The sequence below is a fragment of the Burkholderiales bacterium genome, assembly GCA_035543335.1.
Taxonomy (GTDB): domain Bacteria; phylum Pseudomonadota; class Gammaproteobacteria; order Burkholderiales; family JAHFRG01; genus JAHFRG01.
In genome coordinates this window covers 1-19,548 of sequence record DASZZH010000002.1, presented here as the reverse complement: position 1 = coordinate 19,548, position 19,548 = coordinate 1, and the positions used below count along the sequence as shown (strand labels likewise).

Here is a 19,548-nt window from a genome sequence, read left to right as displayed (position 1 = left end):
AACTTGTACTTCGGGACGATAGGCAATCGCATACGGGCAACATTTTCTTATTATTATGGGCTTACGGTTCCACTATTTCAGCGTCAATTCTTCTTACCCATATCCCCTTTGATGGGACATGGTAACCGGGCGTCGTGCCATCTACGATTTCTAATGACGGTGGCAGGTAGCTGTCGCCAGTCTCTAGATTAGTTAAGCGTTTTGTTGCTTGCTCAAACCGCCATTTCTTTTTGGCCGTATGTCGCTCCTCTTGTGTACGCATTGCTACCAGCTTCTCAAAGTCAAGGTTGGGATTTTCTGATGGTTTGACGCCAAGTATTTCGTGGATGTTAGCAAAGCCCTCTGGAAGCCAATGATGCTCTTCAAGTTTATGGACGTCCCCTTTTGGATTTACGGCCCATCCGACTGATGCCGACCCATAGGTCTCGTCAAGTGAGTCGTAGTATGGTTGGTCCTTTGCAAAGTCATAGACAAAGACTACCCGTCTCAAGTCTAATGCTTTCTGTCTCGCATTATTCATAGCTTTGTTAAGACTACCGAAGCGTTCAGTATTTTCTAAGCCGCACGAAACAATATATCGCGTTGGATTCATGCGCGTCTTGATCTGATATATGAGGAAGTCCGAGACGTGAAACGGCCATACAAAGAGTACCAACAATGGGATAAAGGACTCAAAATAAGGCTTGGACATTTCAAACGGATTTAATGTTTGGGCCCTATAATAGATAGCCCACATCGTCCCACAAACAAAATAGAGTACAGCCGCCGACAAGAACGCCGCCTCGCTCATAGTTTCTATAAAGCCAAGCACTGAAAGAAGAAAAAGGAGCAGGAAGAAAAACCGTAGCCGGAATAGGTACAGAGCAGTTCTTGATAATTTAGTCACGGCGTCGTGTCTACATACGTTTAAAAGGTAGCCTGCTCTTATACGTATCTGGATCTAGTAACGTGGGGTCTAACACGGGGGTTCTGCATAACATTATTCCACTCGGTGTCAGACGTAAAGGGTTCAATAACTCGCCGGCTATTACACATCACAGTTACCTTTTATAACCAGTCTCGGATGGGCTGAAAGTGTCATAAGGGTTGCTGAGCCCCTATTACCGGTTTATGCTTAGATTCCTTTCAACCTGACACCTCCAAAATGACATGACCCCCGAGGAAAAAGACTACATCAGTCTCGGCAAGCTCGCCGATAAAGCTATCAAGGACTTCCACGGCCAAGCCAATGAGCTCGAAAGCGCTATCGGGATGCTCTTCGTAGGCCGTAAGATGGGCTGGAAGATCATGCTGCTCGTGCATGATAAGCGGACCATCAAGAAATATGAGGACATTCTGGGCGGGATTGATGTTCGGAAGGAGTTTCCGCCATTAGGTCCTCTGCATACGAAATCGCTGGCGTGGAAGCTCATGAAGGGCGTTACCAACTTTTGGAAGGCCGTCACCGGAGCGATTCCAGGCAAGCGGTCTACCGAGATCATTTAAGCGTCAATAGGTTGCCAAGCTCAAGCAATTGGGCTTGACACTCAATTATCCATTGCCTATCATGATAGGTAATGGTACTCAATCTATACAATTCAAGCAAATTCTCCGAGGCTGAATTCGGTGGCAGTTCCGGCGGCGGCGCCGCTGTGGCGGTTGCCGGTGAGTCGGCGGCTTGCGTCACTTTTGAAATATCCGCCAGATGTGAGGGTGGCCTGTGTTAGGGGCTTAATCGCGCATGGACGGCTCTGATGGCGATATATTTCTTAGTGGTGACCGTACAAAGGGTTCTCATTGGCGCATTACAGTGCGTCGTTGTGGTGCTTCTGTTCGGTATTCTGTTAATTCAATTAAGGATGGGGGCTGGCGGGATGCTTCCGCAGATGATGCTGAGAGGAAAAGGCTCTACGTGATTTTTAGGGCTATTCAGAATTTGCGGGATAGGGTGTTGGTTTTGGGTGCTGACCGGATGATTACGTTGACGTACCAAGAAAATATGCAGGATATGGCGGTTGCGATTCGGCATTTGAAGGCGTTTGTGAAGGGTGTTCGGAAGAAATATAAAAAGTTTTTATTCGTTGCCGTTGCGGAGTTGCAGAAGCGGGGCGCGATTCATTGGCATATAGCGGTGCGGGGTTATTATGATGCGCCCTATTTTATGCTTCCGCTGTGGCGGGGAATTATCGGGGGGCTTGGCAGTGTGCATATTACGCCGCCGCGTAAGTTTGGAAATTCAATGCAGATCGCTTTTTATATTGGGAAATATATGGGGAAAGGTTGGGAGGACGGGGAACGGCCAAAGTATAAGCATCTTTATTTGGTGTCGCGGGGGTTAAAGCCGGATATTTCAAAGCTGCGTCTTTATGGAGCAAATTCTGACGAAATGGTGGCGTGGCTACAGGCGAGAGTGAGGGCGGAGGGCAAGTCAGTGGTGCATGCGTCTTTCAATATGCCATACCGAGAACAGGGGTCAGTTTTGGCGTACCCGCTTCGACCGGCAGCCGCGCCCTATCGCGGCGGACGATAGGCGCGGCGACGGCGAAGCGGAAGCATTTTATACTTGTACAAAATGCACACATAAGCAAAGGTGAGCGCGAATGAGCATAAACGGTCGGAATAATATTTATGAGATGTATGTCGCAAATGGTTATAAGGCGGGCTTGGGGGTCAGCCTGGACGAACTGTGCCCCGGGTCGGAATATCGGTTGACTGCGCTGCATCATCGGAAGATCGAGGAACTACACAGGGGGCTGAGGTCGTGATGTTCCTCTCTGTTGCCGAACTCGTAATCCTGACCGGTTATAAGCGGCGCAGTTGCATGATTCGCTGGCTTAGGGAAAACGGTTTTGTGTTTCGTATAGGGGCGGACGGTTTGCCGAAAGTGCTGGAGGAGCATGTCCGGTTGCAGCTATCCGGAATAGTTACCAAGCCGAGGAACCTTCCAAACTTCGCAGCATTGAAAAAACCAAAGGTGTCTAATGGGTCGTCGTCGGAAAACCCGTCTTGAGTTGCCGCAACGAGTCTATTTCAGTCATGGGGCTTATTACTTCGCGCGCCCTACCGGCCCTTGGATTCGTCTCGGGCGTGATTTTGGTCCGGCGATGGCAATGTGGGCTCAGATTGTTGGTCGCCCTACCCGTCTGAGTACGATGGGTGGGATCATGGATCGGTACATGTTGGAAGTTGCCCCGCGTAAATCGGCCAGAACCTACCAGGACAACCTTAAGGAAATTGCAAGGTTGCGGGCTGTATTCGGGCATATGCAACCACATGAGGTTACTCCACCGGATATTTATGCCTACATGGACGCTAGGGGTGCTCCGGTGAGGGCCAATAGGGAAAAGGCGCTGCTATCTCATGTTTTCAGCTATGCAATTCGATGGGGTGTCGCTAAGGATAATCCTTGCCGTCACGTTAAGCGAAATCCTGAAAAACCGCGGGAGCGTTATCCGGAGGATTACGAGATAGCAGCGTTTAAAACTGTGGCCGGTGAGTTCTTATCCAGCTATATCGATTTGAAATACATGACGAGTATGCGTAAGGGTGATTTGTTACGCCTTCGTCTTGATTCCTTAACGGATGAGGGTATCTCAGTTACCCATGCGAAAACCGGCAAACGGGTTGTTTATCTCTGGAATCCCCATTTAAAAGCCCTGGTGGAAAAGATCAAAGGCATGCGGCGTCCTCTGCGCAGTATGTTTTTGTTCTGCACCCGCAAAGGCCAGCCCTATAAGGTTTCCGGCTTTGACTCGATCTGGCAACGCACAATGCAGAAGGCGTTTTATAAGGGGCTACTTAAGGAACGTTTCACGGAACACGATATCCGCGCAAAAACTCTTACGGATGCGAACACTCTCGGTCAAGATGCTCAAAAGCTCGCCGGGCATAAGTCTCGGGCCATGACAGATAGGTATGTAAAGGTTCGGCAGATTGAACGCGTGAAACCCCTTAGTCGTTAAAGGGACGCTTTACCGAAGTATGGAAAGTGGCTAGCGGGAGTGCTGCTGGTTACTTTTTAAACCCATAGGCATGTTGTATACTTTAGTTTGGACAGGCTTGCTAGCTTCGTAGATGCGACCGTTGGGCGGCAGATCGCATACAAGGAATTGACGGCATAGGAGGGGTGATTATGAATTTTGATAAGGGTGCGCTTGATCGCATCCCTGATACAGTTCTCAGTTATCAGCCTCGCCCGCAAAAACGAAAGAGAAGGACTACGCTGCCTGCGGCCCACAAGCCGAGGCTCCTTGACCTTTTCTGCTGCGCAGGCGGCTCCGGAGTAGGTTACAGTCAGGTTGGCTTTGAGGTTGTAGGCGTGGATATTAAGCCGCAGCCGAATTATCCGTTTCCATTCATTCAGGCGGATGCCCTCGCGCTCGATCCGAAATTCATTGCTTTATTCGACGCCGTCCACGCTTCGCCGCCGTGTCAAGCATATTCCGATCTCGCCAAGCGGAATGGCAACGCCGATGAGTGGCCACGCTTGATTGAGCCAGTTCGGGATATGCTGATCAGGTCCGGCCTCCCCTATGTCATAGAGAACGTGGACGGCGCTCCTTTGCTCAATGCCGTTGTTCTATGCGGGACGATGTTTCCTAAGTTGCGCGTGCTTCGTCATCGGTTATTTGAGGCAAATTTTGAGATAGTGCCGCCGCCTCACAAGAAGCATCCGAAGGTTCATACCTTTGATCGCCGCAAATCTCATTTCGGAAAAACCGATGAGTGGAAGGATTTTGTGCAGGTCACGGGCGGCGGCAATTGCACGCTCGCGGCGGCGCGCGAGGCTATGGGCATCGACTGGATGACCAAGAACGAAATCAACGAGTCAATTCCGCCCGCCTATACCCGGTTTGTCGGCCAGCAATTGCTGCGTCACCTGTCTTTTGCCGAACAAGAACCGGCGAAGTCGCACAGGAATGCGTAAGCCGGGTTCAAAAGAGCGAATCAGGCAATTCCTGCTCGCTCACATTGGCCAAGTGGTTACATCTAGACAGCTTCGCGACGCCGCTGGTACTGGCGTTAGCGAGTGGGCGCGGCGTGTGCGCGAACTACGGGAGCAAGAAGGTTGGCCGATCATCACGCATAACGACAGTGCGGACCTAAAACCGGGCCAATATCTCTTGAATGAAAAGCCGCCGGAGAAGCCTGACGTGGCGTTTGCACGAGGTATCTCGGCAAAGCTCCGGGCGGAAGTACTCGACCGCAACGGCTATACCTGCCAGATGTGCGGCCTCACGCCCGGCGATATTGACCCGGCGACCGGGCGCAAGGTTCGCCTTCATCTCGGCCACATCAAAGACAAAAGCCTTGGCGGCAAGGACGAACTCTCAAATCTCCGGGCACTATGTTCGACCTGTAACCAGGGCGCGAAGAACATCACGGGGGAGAAGCCGACTGGCATTTGGTTACTATCTCAAATCCGCCGCGCCGGGCAGAATGAACAGCGAGCCGTCTTTAAGTGGCTTCGTAAGAAGTTCGGCGAATGACGGACAAAATCTCGAAGGAACGGCGCAGTGCCAACATGCGCGCAGTCCACAGCCGGGACACGGGGCCGGAGATACGTGTGCGCCAAATCGCGCATGGATTAGGTTATCGCTTCCGGCTTCATCGACGCGAACTGCCAGGTAAACCGGACCTTGCTTTCCCCGGCCAGCGAAAGGCGATTTTCGTGCATGGTTGCTTCTGGCACCAGCACAAAGGATGCGAAAGGGGAAGCATGCCGCAGTCGAATGTCGGCTTTTGGCGTCCTAAACTGGCGCACAACGCGGCTAGAGATGCAAAGCAGCTTACAGCCATCAAGGAGAGTGGGTGGCGCGCGATGGTAATCTGGGAATGCGAGCTAAAGAACGAGCGGCGGTTAGTGTCCCGGCTCCGCCGCTTTCTGGGCTGAGGGATTTAAGTATATAATTCCCAAATATTAGGCATTACGCATCTTATTAGGCAATGGGTTTCGGGTTCATACCGAAACCCTTTGATTTTGGTAGGCCGTGGCGGATTCGAACCGCCGACCAACGGATTAAAAGTCCGCTGCTCTACCAGCTGAGCTAACGACCCAAAAGCGTTAAATTTTATATTTTCCGCGCGTTCTGCGCAACTAAACCTGCACGCTGGTAGTGGGTCAGTTTGATCAAAATAGGCCGTTCGCCCTGAGCTGTGAGCTCGTCGAACAGTCGAAGGGGAACGGCCGTTCATGGTTCGACAGACTCACCACGAACGGCTTCTAACTAACCCACTACCCGCATGCTCATCGCGTGCTGGCTTGGCGAATCAAGCTTCCCGCAGCATTTTCCAATATTGGTATTTCATAGTTAGCGCAGCGCCCACCACGATGGCGAAGAAAGAGATGATCGAGCCCAGTGCCAAAGTGGAAAAACCGGAAATGCCCTGCCCTATGGTGCAGCCGAGGCAGGTCACGCCGCCAAAGCCCATGAGCACTCCGCCCAGCATGTGGTTAGCGGTGTCCCTGGCATCGCGAAAGCCTTCCACGCGGAAATTTTTGCTGACAATGGCATAAGCGAACGATCCGGCAATCACTCCGATGACCGCAGCAACGCCAAAGCTTGCATGCAGGGAGCTGTCGCTCCACAACATCAAAAGCTCAAGACTGTAGCCCAGCGGCGCAACAAAACTCAACGATTCGGCGGCGCGACTGTTAGTGCCGAAGAAAGTCATCTCCAGCGTATCGGGATTCTCGGCATAACCGATGTGGCCGGTGACATACCAGCCGCCCACCACCACCAGGCCCACCACCACGCCGGCAAAGATGTATTCCAGATTGCTGCGGAAACGGCGGTCGCTGAAAACGAAAGCGAGAATCGCCGCGGCAAGAATTGCGGCCACGGCAAGCTGCAAATTTTGTTTACCGATGCCGGTCACTCCCGACAGCAGCGAAGGCAGGTCCTGTCCGGGTATCCCTTGAAAGAGAAAGTTAACCGCCACTGGCTGGATATAAACGGTTCGCCACACACCAAACAACCCTTTCAGCGTCATATAGGCGGAAATTCCCAAAAACATGAACACCACCAGCGATTTCAGGTTGCCGCCGCCGATGCGTATCAGGGTTTTGCTGCCGCAGCCGGAACCGAGCGTCATGCCGACGCCGAACAAGAGGCCGCCGAGGATATGCGCAAACCAAGTGAAGTTGGGCGTTTGATAAATGGATTTGGACAAATCCACGTACCCCAGCAAGTGCAGAGCGTTGGCGCCAAGGATGGCCACCGCAATCGCCAGCAGCCACATGCGCATGCGTCCCCAGTCACCCATGTTGACCAGATCCGATACTGCGCCCATGGTGCAGAAATTGGCTTTATGCCCCACCGCGCCGAAGATGAACGCCAGCGCAAAGCCGCCCCACGCAACGGTACCCGCCAGACCAGCACTTGCTTGCATGACATCGAGCCGGAAAGAGTTTAATAAATTCTAATGCAAATACCGCACGCTTGAGGGATTTTTGTGACGCCTAGCGGTAGCGGATAGGATCAGGCAAGCCAGCGGCAGCAAAACCGGCACGGCGTAAACGGCAGGAATCGCATTGCCCGCACGCCAGGCCGTCATCGCTTGCCTGATAGCAGGAAACCGTCAGAGCGAAATCCACACCCAGCGCCGCCCCGCGGCGGATGATCTCAGCCTTGGAAAGGGCGATGAGAGGCGCATGAATGGAGAGCGCGTGGCCTTCGACTGCCGCCTTGGTAGCGAGATTCGCCATGCTCTGGTAGGCCGCGATATATTCGGGGCGGCAATCCGGGTAACCGGAATAATCCACCGCATTGGCGCCGATGAAAATATCACCGCACTGCAGCGTCTCCGCCCACGCCAGCGCAAGCGACAGCAGAATGGTATTGCGCGCCGGAACATAAGTGGCCGGAATGCCTTGCGAAGAAACAAGCGGAACGCCGATTTTCCTGTCGGTCAGCGCTGACCCGCCAAACACCGTGAGATCGAGCGCAATGATGCGATGCTCGGCAGCGCCAAGTTGCCTGGCCACGCGCGCGGCGGCGGCAAGCTCCGCCCGGTGCCGCTGGCCGTAATCCACCGACAACGCATGACAGACGAAGCCTTCTTCGCGAGCCACGGCCAGCGTAGTGGCCGAATCCAGCCCGCCGGATAAAAGCACAACCGCTTTGGGCATGGGCAGGCACACACCGGCTCAACGACCCGGCGATTCTCCCCACAGATGTTTGTGCAGCTGAATTTGCATCCGCACCGGCAGGCGATCGCGCAGAATCCATTCAGCCAGCACTGGTTCGGAAAGCTGATGATAAACGGGAGAAAACAGCACCGGGCAGATTTCGGCAAGATTGCGCTCACGCAATTGCTTCACCGCCCATTGATAATCGTCTTCATCACACAGCACGAACTTGATTTCATCGCCCGGCGAAAGATGCACGAGATTGCGCCAGAGATTTTTTTCCACTTCGCCGGAACCCGGGGTTTTGATGTCGAGGATTTTGGAAACGCGCGAATCAACCTCAGCGACGTCCAGCGCGCCGCCGGTCTCCAGCGACACGGAATAACCCGCGTCGCACAGCTCACGCAGCAACAGCAGGCAATTCTTTTGCGCCAGCGGCTCGCCGCCGGTAACCGTCACATAATGCGCCTGATGCGCCGCAACCTGCGCCATGATTTCGGCGAGCGTCATCGTCTCGCCGCCGGTGAACGCATATTCGGTGTCGCAGTAGCCGCAGCGCAAAGGACAGCCGGTCAAGCGGATAAAAACCGTAGGCAGGCCGACGCGGCTGGTTTCGCCCTGCAGGGAATAAAAGATTTCTGTAATGCGCAGTTGGCTTTCCAGTAAGCGCGCTTCAGAGATTGCGTTCATAAGAATAAACACTACCCCGAAACCGAATGCGAAACAAGAAGTTCGGCTTCAGGCAAGGCGCCGCGAAGTTTTGTGGCGGAGCCGACAGTATGTGAGCAAGCAAAACAAGCGGCAACGCAGCATGAAGGCAAAATCCGCGGTTTCTCAGAGATTTCTTACTTGATTGTGCTGAGGCGGCGCTTAGCTTTTTCCGCCGCGTCGCTTACCGGATATTTGGCAATCAGTTCATCCAGCGTTTTGTGCGCGGCCGCGCTGTCGCCCGATTCCAGCTGCGAGCTCGCGATATTGAGCATGGCGTCCGGCGCTTTCTGGCTGTCCGGGTAGGTACTGAGCAGCTTCTGCTGGCTGGCAATCGCGTTCTTGAAATCGCGCAAGGCGAAATAGGCATTGCCGATCCAGTATTGCGCGCTGGACGCAAGATTGCTTGAGGGGTAATTTTTAAGAAAGTTCTGAAAAGCGGAAATGGCGCCCTGATAATTGCCGATTTTGAAAAGATTGTACGCCGCTTCGTAGCTCTGGGTTTCGCCGCCGCCCGCGGGCTTGTTCGTCCCCGCAGCATCGGGTACAGGCGCAAGCGCCTGCGATGGCTGCTCCATCCGGCGCAGCCGGCTGTCGAGATCGATGTAAAAATCCTTCTGGCGTTTTTCCAGGGATTCAACGCTGTTATTCTGGACTTCGATTTGCCCCCGCAGCTTGTTGACGTCCGCCTTGAGGGATTCAATCTGACTGAGAAGATCGAGGAGGCCCTGGTTTTTCAGGGTCTCCTCGAGTTTCAGGATGCGCGATTCCAGCGCCTGGTTCTGACTCCGGAGCTCCAGAATCTGCTGCTGCAGCTGGGCGATTTTCTTGTGCGCCTCTTCATCGCTGAACAGGCCGGCAAAACAAGGCGTCGCGAAAACGAGGGCGCACAGGCCCGCTGTCAAAGCGCGCAAAACGGATTACTCTCCTTGATAGACGATGTCGCTGCGGCGGTTCTGCGACCAGCAGGATTCGCCGTGCTCCGTGCACTTGGGTTTTTCCTTGCCGAAGCTCACGGTCTGGATTTGGCTCGACGACGCGCCCAGAACAGTCATCGCCTTTTTCACGCCGTCCGCGCGGCGCTGGCCGAGCGCCAGATTGTACTCGCGGCTGCCGCGCTCGTCGCAATTGCCTTGAAGGGTGACCCGCGCGCTGCGGTTGCCGGAGAGATACCGGGCATGGGCATCAACCAGCGGCCGGTACTCGTCCTTGATCGAGGAGCTGTCGAAATCGTAATAAACGCTGCGCCGTGAAAGAATATTATTCGGGTCAAGCAGCGGATCGACTGCGACAGATTCCCGTTGTGCCGGCGCCGTCTGAGGGGTGGGAGTGGTGGTTTGAGTCGGCGTTCTTTCTTCCACCGCCGCCTTTGATTGCTCCTTGGCTTCCTGACTCGCGCAAGCGGCAAGCAGGCCTGCCAACAGCATGCTTAATAGGATTTTCTTCACTTTTACCTCCTTATACAGGTTGGAATAGGGTCTTACTGGGCTTTTAAAAACGGGCCCCATGAAGGTTCACGCACGTCGCCCGATGGCACGGTGAGCCTCTGTTTCACTTTACCATCACTTGAAACCGCTGCCAATATGCCGCGGCCGCCGGCTTCGCTGGCATAGAGAATAATCTTGCCATTTGGCGCATAACTGGGTGATTCATCAAGCATTGAATCGGTAAGCACCTGCGCCTGCCGGGTCGCCAGATCCTCCACCGCCACGTTGAAGCGATTGGCGCCGAGCTGGATGAATACAAAACTTCTGCCGTCCGGGCTGAAATGCGGAGACACGTTATAAGTCCCCTCGAAAGTCAGGCGCTCTGCTTCGCCGCCGCCGGCCGGCATGCGGTAAATTTGCGGGCTGCCGCCGCGGTCCGAGGTGAAAATGATCCACTTGCCGTCGCTGGAAAAATTGGGCTCGGTGTCGATCGCTCCGCTGAACGTGATCCGCTGCAGGCCGCTGCCGTCGGGGTTGACGAGATAAATCTGCGAGCTGCCGTCCTTGCTGAGCACGATGGCGAGCCGCTTGCCGTCCGGGGCCCACGCCGGCGCGCTGTTGCTGCCTTCGAAACCGGCAAGCAGCGTGCGCTTGCCGGTAGTGAGCGACTGCACATAAGTCACCGCCCGTTTTTTCTCGAACGAAACATAGGCGATCCTGCTGCCTTCGGGCGACCAGGCGGGGGAAATGATAGCGTCATTTGAAGTCACCACCGTTTGCGAGCCGTAGCCGTCGGCATCGGCAACCTGCAGCTCGTAGCGGTTGCCCTGCTTCACCACATAGCTGATCTGGGTGCTGAACACACCCCGGTCGCCGGTGAGTTTCTCATACACCGCGTCGGCAATCTTGTGCGCGGTGATCCGTAATTGCGCCGGCAAGATGGTGTAGCTGAATCCGGCAAGCTGCGTTTGTTTCGTCACATCCATCAGACGGAAGCGCACCTCCAGTTTGGATTCGGGAAGCAGCTTGACCGAGCCGATGACCATGGCATCCGCGCCGCGCGCTTTCCAGTCGCCGTAACGGATGTCGCTGGGTTCCACCGGCAGCGGGTTGATGCCTCCGGTGTCCACCAGTTTGAACAGGCCGCTCCTGGCCAAATCGGCGCCAACCACCGCGGTGATGCTTTGCGGCAAACCCTGCTCCGCGGCGAAAGGTACGATGGCAACCGGGATTTGTGTCGCGCCGCCGCCGATGATTTCAATAGTGAGCGCGGCCTGAAGCGGACCTGCGCAAAGGAACAGCAGCAGGAAAATTATTTTTGGCAAAGCGCCGCGCCAAGCGGCATCGCGGCGCTTTCTTAACTTAAATGTCATCGTTCAGAATTATACCAGCTTACAGGGAACCTCTGATTAAGTCCCGCACGTGCGCGACGGTGTTCAATCCGGGTGCAGGGCGAGGCGTGAGGAGCGCCATTTGGTGAATCCAAATAAGCGATGAACAACGAAGCCATGCGCCTGGATTGCCCCGTCCCATCCGGGTTGCGGCGGCTGGGCGGCTATCTGCGGCGAACCCTCACCCCATCCCTCTCCCGCAAGCGGGAGAGGGGGCGTTCGTTCCTTCTCCCCCAGGGAGAAGGTTAGGATGAGGGCGGCTTGGGCTTGTGTTACTACTCAGTAGCGCTGCGCCCTCGCGCCTAGCATCTGGCCGTCCCTCGCCCGCAACGCACCACGCGTGGGGCTTAATCAGAGGTTCCTTAGTCGTTGGGACGGAACTTGAGTTCCAGTTCGCGGAACTTCGCAAACAGCGCGGGGTCGGGTGGAAGCGGCAGCGGTTCAGCATTAAAAATAGCGCGCTCAATCGACTTGTCATAAGCAGGAACGCCACTACTCTGGACCAGCTTGGGGGGATTTGCTGAATTTAGAATGCCGCCGGGAAGCAGAAACACTTTATATGTCGCCTGAGGATTGCCCTGCATATCCGGAGGTATCACCACATATTGCCGTATCTTGGCCTGAATCCGGTCCGTATAGTCCTTGAGCAGGCGATTCTGCGCCGCCGCCTGATCAGCCGCCAGCACTTTAAGCGCCTCATCTTGCTCCTGTTGGAAGCGACGCGCTTCATCTTCCTTCGCTAGCTGCTCCGCTTGCTCCTTATGCTTGGTCTCGGCGAGTTGTTCCTCGTGCCTGCGTTTTTCCTTTTCCGCCTTTTCTTTCTTTTCCTTCTCGATTTTTTCCGCTTTCTCTTTTTCCAATTTCTGCTTGAGCAGAATATCAGCCTTCACCGGCTCCGGCTTGGGCTCGGATTTCACCACCGGCTCCGGTTTCGGTTCGGGTTTGGGTTCGGGTTTAACTTCCTGCTTGGGAGGCTCGGGAGGGGGTTTGACTTCTTTTACAGGTTTCGGCAATTCAACCGGTTGGGGCGGCGCCGGCAAATTGTTCCACAGATCCACCTCGGTAACCTGCGGTTGTTTGTTTTGCCAGCTGATGCCAAAAATCAGCAGCCCGATAAACAGCAGATGCATCAAGACTGCCAGCAGGAACGAGGCGGTGCGGCCCGGCTCGCGTTCCGCCGCGGAGCGCATTAGCCAGTCCTCGGCTTCGCCAGCAGTCCGATTTTTTTCACTTGATTTTGCTGCAGCACATCCATCACTTTCAGCACTTCTTCATAGCGCACGTTCTTGTCCGCAGCAATTACCACCGGCTGATCGGGATTCTTGCTCTGCTTCTCCTTGATCGCCTTGATCAGCTCGTCCTGCGAAACCACCCGCTCCGATTGCGTGGTCGAGCGGTCACGCAGAAGCAGGGTTTTGTTGGCCTTTATACCCACTTCCAGCGGCGCCACCGGCGGAGCGAGCGATTTGCTGATTTGCGGAAGATCAATCTGCCCGGGATTGATGAGCGGAGCGGTAATCATGAAAATCACCAGCAGCACCAGCATCACGTCGATGTACGGCACGACGTTGATCTGGTTCATCAGCCGACGCGGTTGGCGGCGTTCCATCATGACGCGGGCGTCTGCCTTTGCAGGATGTTCGAGAATTCTTCCATGAAGCTTTCGAAGCGGATGGCGATCCGGTCGATATCGCGGGCATAGCGGTTAAACGCCACCACTGCGGGAATCGCCGCAAACAGGCCCATGGCGGTGGCGACCAGCGCCTCCGCGATTCCCGGCGCGACATGCGCGAGCGTCGCTTGCACCACGTTGGAAAGACCGCGAAACGCGTTCATGATTCCCCACACCGTGCCTAACAAGCCAACATAGGGACTGACCGAACCCACCGTGGCGAGAAACGAAAGATGCGCTTCCAGCCGGTCCATCTCTCTTTGATAAGTCGCGCGCATAGCGCGGCGCGTGCCGTCCATCACCACGCTGATACCCATTCCCGGCTGGCGCTTGAGCTTGGCATATTCGCGGAAGCCCGCTTCGAAGATTTTCTCCAGGCTGCCGGCGCTGTGGCGCGAGCTCGCGGCGCTTTGATAGAGCGAATTTAAATCCTTTCCGCTCCAGAAATCCTTTTCGAACTCGTTTGACTGCCGGGTGGCGCGCTTGATCACGAACATCTTGCGGAAGATGTACCACCAGGACATCAGCGACACCACCAAAAGCAACAGCATCACCAGTTGCACCAGCACGCTAGCGTTGGTGACCATGCTCATCAAAGACAAATCTTGAGTGACATTCACGGTTCTTTTCCTAACGCTTTGATCATCGCGTCCGGCATTTTAACCGGCTTGAATGATTCGGGGTTGACGCATGCTACCTTGACCCGCGCGCCAACCAATACGGCGGCGCCGCGGCGCACGCTTTGCATAAATGTAATCTGGCTTCGGCCGCTTTCTGCCGGTTCCACCGTTACTTCCAGCTCATCGTTGAACGCCGCCGGCTTGAAATAATCCACGACTACGTGGCGGACCACGAAGATAACTCCATGCTCGCGCAGCAACTCATCCTGCTCGAAACCCTGCGCGCGCAGCCACTCGGTGCGCGCCCGCTCCATGAACTTGAGGTAGTTGGCATAGTAGACCACACCGCCGGTATCGGTGTCTTCGTAATAAACCCGCACCGGCCAGGTGAAAATTTTGCGCTGCAGGACTTTACCCCTCCCACAGGTCGCCGGTTGCATAATTTTTGGGTAGCGCCAGTCCAAAGTGCCGATAGGCGTTGGCGGTCGCCATGCGTCCGCGCGGGGTGCGCTGGAGATAGCCCTGCTGGATGAGATAAGGCTCCAGCACGTCTTCGATGGTGTCACGTTCTTCGCCGATGGCCGCAGCGAGATTATCAATGCCCACCGGACCGCCGCTGAATTTTTCAATCACCGCGAGCAGCAGCTTTCTATCCATCACGTCAAGACCTATCGCATCCACGTCCAGCATCTTGAGTCCGGCATCGGCGACTTCGCGAGTGACTTTGCCTTTTGCCCTGACCTCGGCGTAATCGCGCAGGCGCCGCAACAGGCGGTTGGCGACGCGCGGCGTGCCGCGCGAGCGGCCGGCAATTTCGAGCGCCCCTTGGTGCTCGATTTCCACGTTGAGAAGCCGGGCCGAGCGTACCACGATTTGCGTGAGTTCCGGCGCCGAATAAAACTCCAGCCGCGCAACGATGCCGAAGCGGTCGCGCAGGGGATTGGTGAGCATGCCGGCGCGGGTGGTGGCGCCGATCAGCGTGAACGCCGGCAAATCGAGCTTCACCGAGCGCGCCGCCGGCCCTTCGCCGATCATGATGTCGATTTGATAATCCTCGAGCGCGGGGTAGAGGATTTCCTCCACCACCGGCGAGAGACGGTGGATTTCGTCGATGAACAGCACATCGTTCGGCTCGAGATTGGTGAGCAGCGCCGCCAAATCGCCGGCGCGCTCCAACACCGGCCCGGAAGTATGGCGCAGGTTCACGCCCAATTCCCTGGCGATGATGTGCGCCAGCGTGGTCTTGCCCAAACCCGGCGGGCCGAACAGCAGAACATGATCGAGCGACTCCTTGCGCTTGCGCGCCGCCTCGATGAAAATCTGCAGCTGGCCACGGATTTTTTCCTGGCCGATGTATTCGCTTAAGCTTTTGGGGCGAAGCGCCCGTTCCAGCGCTTCTTCCTGGGGGGAAAGTGGTGCGGCGGCAATCAGGCGGTCGGTCTCGATCATTGAAAAGCGGTGAAGGGTGAAGGGTGAAAAGTGAAGGGTAAAACCAGAAGCAAATTCATGTTGTTTTGCTCCTTACGCTTTTGACAATAACTTCAGCGCCTGGCGTATGCCATCGGCAACGGGCAGCCCCTCGGGCAACTGCTTGATTGCCCACGCCGCTTCGCGGTCATTATAGCCCAAAGCCGCCAGCGCATTGAGCACGTCTTGCCCCGTGCCCGCAGCGGGCGCGGCGCCGGTTGCCACACCGGATTCCAGCTTGCCGCGCAATTCCAGAATGAGGCGCTCCGCGGTTTTTTTGCCGATGCCGGGAATCCTGGTGAGACGCCCGCTGTCCTGATTCGTCACCGCCTGCGCCAAATCGGCGACGCTCAAGCCGGAGAGCACGGATAACGCGATGCGGGCGCCGACGCCGCTGATTTTCAGCAACTGCCTGAACGCTTTGCGCTCCTCCTCGGTGGCAAAGCCGTACAGCAGATGCGCGTCCTCGCGCACAACGAGATGGGTGTGCAAGGTTACCTGCTGGCCGATTGCGGGCAACTGGTAAAACGTGCTCATCGGCACGTCGAGTTCATAGCCCACGCCGGCGACCTCGAGCAGCACTTGCGGCGGGTGTTTTTCAGCCAGTCTTCCGGTAATGCGCCCGATCAAACCAGCCTCCCTCTTTTTATTCGATAGCCTGTGACGGCGAGCTTGCCCAAGCCGGCATGAGCATGACAGATAGCGCAAGCCAGCGCATCGGCGGCATCGGGGCTGGGATTGCCGGGGAGTTTCAAGAGTCTTTTCACCATCTCCTGCACCTGTTCTTTTTTGGCGTGACCCCTGCCCACCACCGCCTGCTTCACCTGCAGCGCGGTATATTCCGAGACCGGCAGGTCGTTGCCCACCACTGCACAGATCGCTGCACCGCGCGCTGCGCCCAAAAGCAGCGTGGATTGCGGGTTGATGTTGACAAACACTTTTTCCACCGCCACCTGCTGCGGCTGATATTGGGCTATCACTTCGCTCACACCATCCAGAATGACTTTGAGGCGCAGCGCCAGTTCGCCCACCGATGTTTTGATGCAGCCGCTGGTGACATAATCGAGCTTTTCTCCGGATTTATCGAGGATGCCGAATCCGGTGATTCTCAACCCTGGGTCAATGCCAAGGATTCTGATGGTCATTTCTGTTTTTTTGACGACATCACCTTATGCGGAGCCCGGTTTAACTTTGTTCAATCCATCACCGCGTTGGTATAAACCTCTTGCACATCATCCAGCCCTTCCAGAGCATCGAGAAGTTTCTGCATGCGCGCGGCCTCGTCTCCCACCAGCGCCTGCTCGTTGAGCGGTTTCATCGTCACTTCCGCGAATGCCGGCTTGAAGCCCGTTTTTGCCAGCTTTTCCTTCACCACCATGAAATCCTGCTGACTGCTCACGACTTCGATGCTGCCGTCGCTGTTGGTTACCACATCCTCAGCGCCGGCATCGAGCGCGGCTTCCATCAGCTTGTCTTCATTGGTGCCCGGCGCGAACACCAGCTGCCCGCAATGCTTGAAAAGAAATGCCACCGAACCGTCGGTGCCCAGATTGCCGCCGTGCTTGGTGAAAGCGTGGCGCACATCCGCCACGGTGCGCACGCGATTGTCGGTCATGCAGTCCACGATTACCGCCGCGCCGCCAATGCCATAGCCTTCGTAGCGCGCCTCTTCGTAATGCACGCCTTCCAAATCGCCGGTGCCGCGCTTGATGGCGCGCTCGACGTTGTCCTTAGGCATGTTGCTTTCGTTGGCCTTGTCTATCGCCAGGCGCAGCCGCGGGTTCATCGCAGGGTCGCCTCCGCCCAGCCGCGCCGCCACAGTGATTTCCTTTATCAAGCGCGTGAAAATCTTGCCGCGCTTGGCGTCGGCCGCGGCTTTTTTATGCCGGATGTTCGCCCACTTGCTGTGGCCTGACATGAATATCCCTGCTGCTGAGGCTGCGCTTTTGAACCTTGTAATGTTACCATTGCAATGCGCGATTTAAAAATCTAAGCGGAGCACATCATGGCGCAACCCCTGAAACGCTCGAATAAAGCCGGTCTGCCGCCCGGCTCGCTGGTTTATCTGGGCGAGGCCGGGGCCGGACGGCCGGTGGTCACTCTCATCGAATATGATGCGGACAATTACCGCGAAGAACAGCTTGCTTCCGCCGCGCAAATTTCCGCCACTTCAGGCAAAACGCTTTGGCTTGACGTCCACGGCCTGAACGAACCGCAGCTTCTCGAAGAAATCGGCAAGCGTTTCAGCTTGCATCCGCTGGTCCTGGAAGATATTCTCAACACAGACCAGCGGCCCAAAGTGGAGGATTACAGCGCTTATCTTTTTTTCGTCGCCAAGATTTTTGAATACAACGCCACAAACCAGGCCATCACTACCGATCAGGTAAGCATCGTGCTCGGCCAGGGATTTGTACTCACCTTCCAGGAGAAACCCACCGGTACATTCACCTCCTTGCGCGAGCGGCTGAAAAATTCCAAGGGACAAATTCGCAAACAGGGCGCCGACTACATTGCATATTCTCTGTTGGACGCGATTGTGGACCGCTATTTCGCCAGCCTCGAAGCGCTGGCGGAAAAGGCGGAAGCGCTGGAAGGCGAGGTTGTCGCGCGCCCAACACAAAAACTGCTGAGGGAACTGCACGGCATCCGCCGCCAAACCTTGTTCCTGCGCCGCGCGGTGTGGCCGCTGCGCGAAGTGGTCTCTTCGCTTGCGCGCGGCGAGAGCACATTGTTTAACCGCGACACGCTGCCTTTCCTGCGCGATGTCTACGACCACACGGTGTATGTTATCGAATCGCTGGATGCGATCCGCGATCTGATAGCGGGGCTGATGGATATTTTTGTCACCAGCTTGAGCAACCGCATCAATCTGCAGATCCGGCTGCTCACCGTGATTACCACCATCTTCATGCCGCTGACCCTTCTTACCGGCATCTCCGGCATGAACTTTAAGCACATGCCTTTCCTGGAATGGGAAGGCGGTTTCTATCTGCTGATGGGATTCATGCTTGCCATCACACTCGGCCTGCTTATAGTGTTCTGGCGCATCCGCTGGTTGCGTTAAGCAGCCCTTTGAAAAGCCGTTCGTGGTGAGTCCTTCGGCAAGCTCAGGACAGGCTCTGTCGAACGCTCTCCTGAGCCTGGCGAAGGACATGAGCGGCCGTTCCCTCCTTCGACGAGCTCAGGACAGGCTTCGATTGCCTTTAAGTGCTGAACGCCGCTCCCGTTCGGGGAAGCCTTCGACTCACTCAGGCCGAACGGGAGTGGCAGTCGAAGCATCAGGGCGAACGGCCCGTCTCTGAATCAAACTGACATAATGCGGGTTGTCATTGCGAGGAACAAGCGGCAATAACGAAATCTCAAAGACCAGATTGCTTCGCGAAGTTTATCCTGAGTTCGTCGAAGGGCTCGCCGTAGCGCCACCTTCCTCAGTCCAGCCCTTGCCATCTCTCACCTCCGAGCTTGTTAGCCCAGGGTGTCAACTATTTCGGGGGAACTTTGGCGTCCGTGTGCAGCGCGCGGTTAGCTGTCTCGTTCAAATTCTGGATCGTGCGATTTCGCAGCTCTGCGTACACCAACAGCAGCAGAAGCACTGGTGCAGCGAACCCGATTACGAACGGTGCGAACTCCACTGATCGATCCCACCAGCTCTTCTCTTCGGTCAGGAAAGTCCATGACTTCGCTGCCAAAGGGAGCACTGTAAAAAGCAGCGCCGGCACAAGAAACCACGCCGTATTTCTGCCGCCACCAGCCGCCATGCGCGCGCCGAAGAAAGATACGGCAGCGACCAGCGCAACGGCGAGGATTCCGGCGGAAATGCCGAAGGCGGAGTATATCCACGCTCCTATCTGATGAACGATAAGTAGCGTAATTGCAAGAACCACAAATCGCCTAAGCCAGGTATCGCTCATTTGTCGCGTGGCGGGGATCGAACCTTGCCGTAGTCGGATACTGGCTGCGTTGCCGCGATTCCGCGTACGATTGCGTCCCGCCGGGAGAGGGTTCCCAAACGGCAGGCTACTTGTTGAAGTGGGAGCGCGCCTTCTCGAAAGCCTCGCGCATCTTCGCCCAAGCGTCGTCAGCACCGCGCACAAGGTCGAGCCAAGCATCGCCTGAGGCCGCCTGGACCTGCCGCATGCGCTCCATCGCCTGA

General features: G+C 55.9%; 23 protein-coding genes and 1 tRNA gene. 7 read left to right on the top strand and 17 right to left on the bottom strand.

From position 1 onward, the window contains the following. Nucleotides 1-61: 61 nt before the first annotated feature. Complete coding sequence (locus VHE58_00470; protein HVS25782.1) at nt 62-886, bottom strand: hypothetical protein; 825 nt, start codon at nt 884-886, stop codon at nt 62-64. A 263-nt stretch (nt 887-1,149) separates the two neighbouring features. Here VHE58_00470 and VHE58_00465 point away from each other — a divergent pair, with 263 nt between their 5' ends. The 6 genes from VHE58_00465 (at nt 1,150) to VHE58_00440 (ending at nt 5,872) form a co-directional block, all read left to right on the top strand. Then, complete coding sequence (locus tag VHE58_00465) at nt 1,150-1,485, top strand: hypothetical protein (GenBank protein ID HVS25781.1); 336 nt, start codon at nt 1,150-1,152, stop codon at nt 1,483-1,485. Nucleotides 1,486-1,720: 235 nt separating this feature from the next. Beyond that, complete coding sequence (locus tag VHE58_00460) at nt 1,721-2,509, top strand: hypothetical protein (protein HVS25780.1); 789 nt, start codon at nt 1,721-1,723, stop codon at nt 2,507-2,509. A 646-nt stretch (nt 2,510-3,155) separates the two neighbouring features. Continuing rightward, nucleotides 3,156-3,941: a tyrosine-type recombinase/integrase gene (locus VHE58_00455; GenBank protein ID HVS25779.1), complete on the top strand. Its 786-nt coding sequence runs from the start codon at nt 3,156-3,158 to the stop codon at nt 3,939-3,941. Between the two features lie 170 nt (nt 3,942-4,111). Then, nucleotides 4,112-4,906 carry a DNA cytosine methyltransferase gene (locus tag VHE58_00450; GenBank protein HVS25778.1) on the top strand — a complete coding sequence of 265 codons (795 nt, stop codon included), beginning with the start codon at nt 4,112-4,114 and terminating at the stop codon, nt 4,904-4,906. Continuing rightward, complete coding sequence (locus tag VHE58_00445) at nt 4,899-5,468, top strand: HNH endonuclease (protein HVS25777.1); 570 nt, start codon at nt 4,899-4,901, stop codon at nt 5,466-5,468. The genes VHE58_00450 and VHE58_00445 overlap by 8 nt, the downstream gene beginning before the upstream one ends. Next, the gene (locus tag VHE58_00440) at nt 5,465-5,872 is read left to right on the top strand and encodes a very short patch repair endonuclease (protein HVS25776.1); all 408 of its coding nucleotides are present in this window, start codon (nt 5,465-5,467) and stop codon (nt 5,870-5,872) included. Before VHE58_00445 ends, VHE58_00440 begins: the two co-directional genes overlap by 4 nt. Before the next feature lie 88 nt (nt 5,873-5,960). Here the strand turns inward: VHE58_00440 and VHE58_00435 are convergent. From VHE58_00435 to VHE58_00365, 15 genes are all read right to left on the bottom strand, one after another. Beyond that, nucleotides 5,961-6,036, bottom strand: a tRNA-Lys gene (locus VHE58_00435). Nucleotides 6,037-6,249: 213 nt separating this feature from the next. After that, nucleotides 6,250-7,371 (bottom strand): YeeE/YedE family protein, encoded by a 1,122-nt coding sequence (locus VHE58_00430; GenBank protein ID HVS25775.1) that lies wholly within the window; start codon nt 7,369-7,371, stop codon nt 6,250-6,252. 70 nt (nt 7,372-7,441) lie between these two features. Further along, complete coding sequence (queC, locus tag VHE58_00425; protein HVS25774.1) at nt 7,442-8,110, bottom strand: 7-cyano-7-deazaguanine synthase QueC; 669 nt, start codon at nt 8,108-8,110, stop codon at nt 7,442-7,444. 18 nt (nt 8,111-8,128) lie between these two features. Beyond that, on the bottom strand, nt 8,129-8,800 hold the full coding sequence (gene queE, locus VHE58_00420) for a 7-carboxy-7-deazaguanine synthase QueE (protein ID HVS25773.1): 672 nt from the start codon (nt 8,798-8,800) through the stop codon (nt 8,129-8,131). A 155-nt stretch (nt 8,801-8,955) separates the two neighbouring features. After that, the gene (gene ybgF, locus VHE58_00415) at nt 8,956-9,732 is read right to left on the bottom strand and encodes a tol-pal system protein YbgF (GenBank protein ID HVS25772.1); all 777 of its coding nucleotides are present in this window, start codon (nt 9,730-9,732) and stop codon (nt 8,956-8,958) included. Between the two features lie 6 nt (nt 9,733-9,738). Then, nucleotides 9,739-10,245 carry a peptidoglycan-associated lipoprotein Pal gene (gene pal, locus VHE58_00410; protein HVS25771.1) on the bottom strand — a complete coding sequence of 169 codons (507 nt, stop codon included), beginning with the start codon at nt 10,243-10,245 and terminating at the stop codon, nt 9,739-9,741. Nucleotides 10,246-10,298: 53 nt separating this feature from the next. Next, entirely contained in the window at nt 10,299-11,618 is a 1,320-nt protein-coding gene (gene tolB / locus VHE58_00405; protein HVS25770.1) for a Tol-Pal system beta propeller repeat protein TolB, read from the bottom strand. Nucleotides 11,619-11,998: 380 nt separating this feature from the next. Next, nucleotides 11,999-12,826, bottom strand: a complete 828-nt coding sequence (locus VHE58_00400) for a cell envelope integrity protein TolA (GenBank protein HVS25769.1) — start codon at nt 12,824-12,826, stop codon at nt 11,999-12,001. After that, nucleotides 12,826-13,218: a protein TolR gene (gene tolR / locus VHE58_00395; protein ID HVS25768.1), complete on the bottom strand. Its 393-nt coding sequence runs from the start codon at nt 13,216-13,218 to the stop codon at nt 12,826-12,828. Before tolR ends, VHE58_00400 begins: the two co-directional genes overlap by 1 nt. 26 nt (nt 13,219-13,244) lie before the next feature. After that, nucleotides 13,245-13,928 (bottom strand): protein TolQ, encoded by a 684-nt coding sequence (tolQ, locus tag VHE58_00390; GenBank protein HVS25767.1) that lies wholly within the window; start codon nt 13,926-13,928, stop codon nt 13,245-13,247. Next, nucleotides 13,925-14,368 carry a tol-pal system-associated acyl-CoA thioesterase gene (ybgC, locus tag VHE58_00385; protein ID HVS25766.1) on the bottom strand — a complete coding sequence of 148 codons (444 nt, stop codon included), beginning with the start codon at nt 14,366-14,368 and terminating at the stop codon, nt 13,925-13,927. Before ybgC ends, tolQ begins: the two co-directional genes overlap by 4 nt. Further along, on the bottom strand, nt 14,340-15,377 hold the full coding sequence (gene ruvB / locus VHE58_00380; GenBank protein HVS25765.1) for a Holliday junction branch migration DNA helicase RuvB: 1,038 nt from the start codon (nt 15,375-15,377) through the stop codon (nt 14,340-14,342). Before ruvB ends, ybgC begins: the two co-directional genes overlap by 29 nt. A 72-nt stretch (nt 15,378-15,449) precedes the next feature. Then, nucleotides 15,450-16,025, bottom strand: a complete 576-nt coding sequence (gene ruvA / locus VHE58_00375; GenBank protein HVS25764.1) for a Holliday junction branch migration protein RuvA — start codon at nt 16,023-16,025, stop codon at nt 15,450-15,452. Then, the gene (gene ruvC / locus VHE58_00370; GenBank protein HVS25763.1) at nt 16,022-16,534 is read right to left on the bottom strand and encodes a crossover junction endodeoxyribonuclease RuvC; all 513 of its coding nucleotides are present in this window, start codon (nt 16,532-16,534) and stop codon (nt 16,022-16,024) included. The genes ruvA and ruvC overlap by 4 nt, the downstream gene beginning before the upstream one ends. A gap of 56 nt (nt 16,535-16,590) precedes the next feature. Beyond that, on the bottom strand, nt 16,591-17,313 hold the full coding sequence (locus VHE58_00365; protein HVS25762.1) for a YebC/PmpR family DNA-binding transcriptional regulator: 723 nt from the start codon (nt 17,311-17,313) through the stop codon (nt 16,591-16,593). Nucleotides 17,314-17,400: 87 nt separating this feature from the next. Here VHE58_00365 and corA point away from each other — a divergent pair, with 87 nt between their 5' ends. Beyond that, a complete protein-coding gene (gene corA / locus VHE58_00360) occupies nt 17,401-18,459 on the top strand; it encodes a magnesium/cobalt transporter CorA (GenBank protein ID HVS25761.1) in 1,059 nt (352 codons plus the stop codon). A gap of 418 nt (nt 18,460-18,877) precedes the next feature. Here the strand turns inward: corA and VHE58_00355 are convergent, their stop codons facing one another. Beyond that, nucleotides 18,878-19,306 (bottom strand): hypothetical protein, encoded by a 429-nt coding sequence (locus VHE58_00355; GenBank protein HVS25760.1) that lies wholly within the window; start codon nt 19,304-19,306, stop codon nt 18,878-18,880. Nucleotides 19,307-19,548 lie beyond the last annotated feature (242 nt).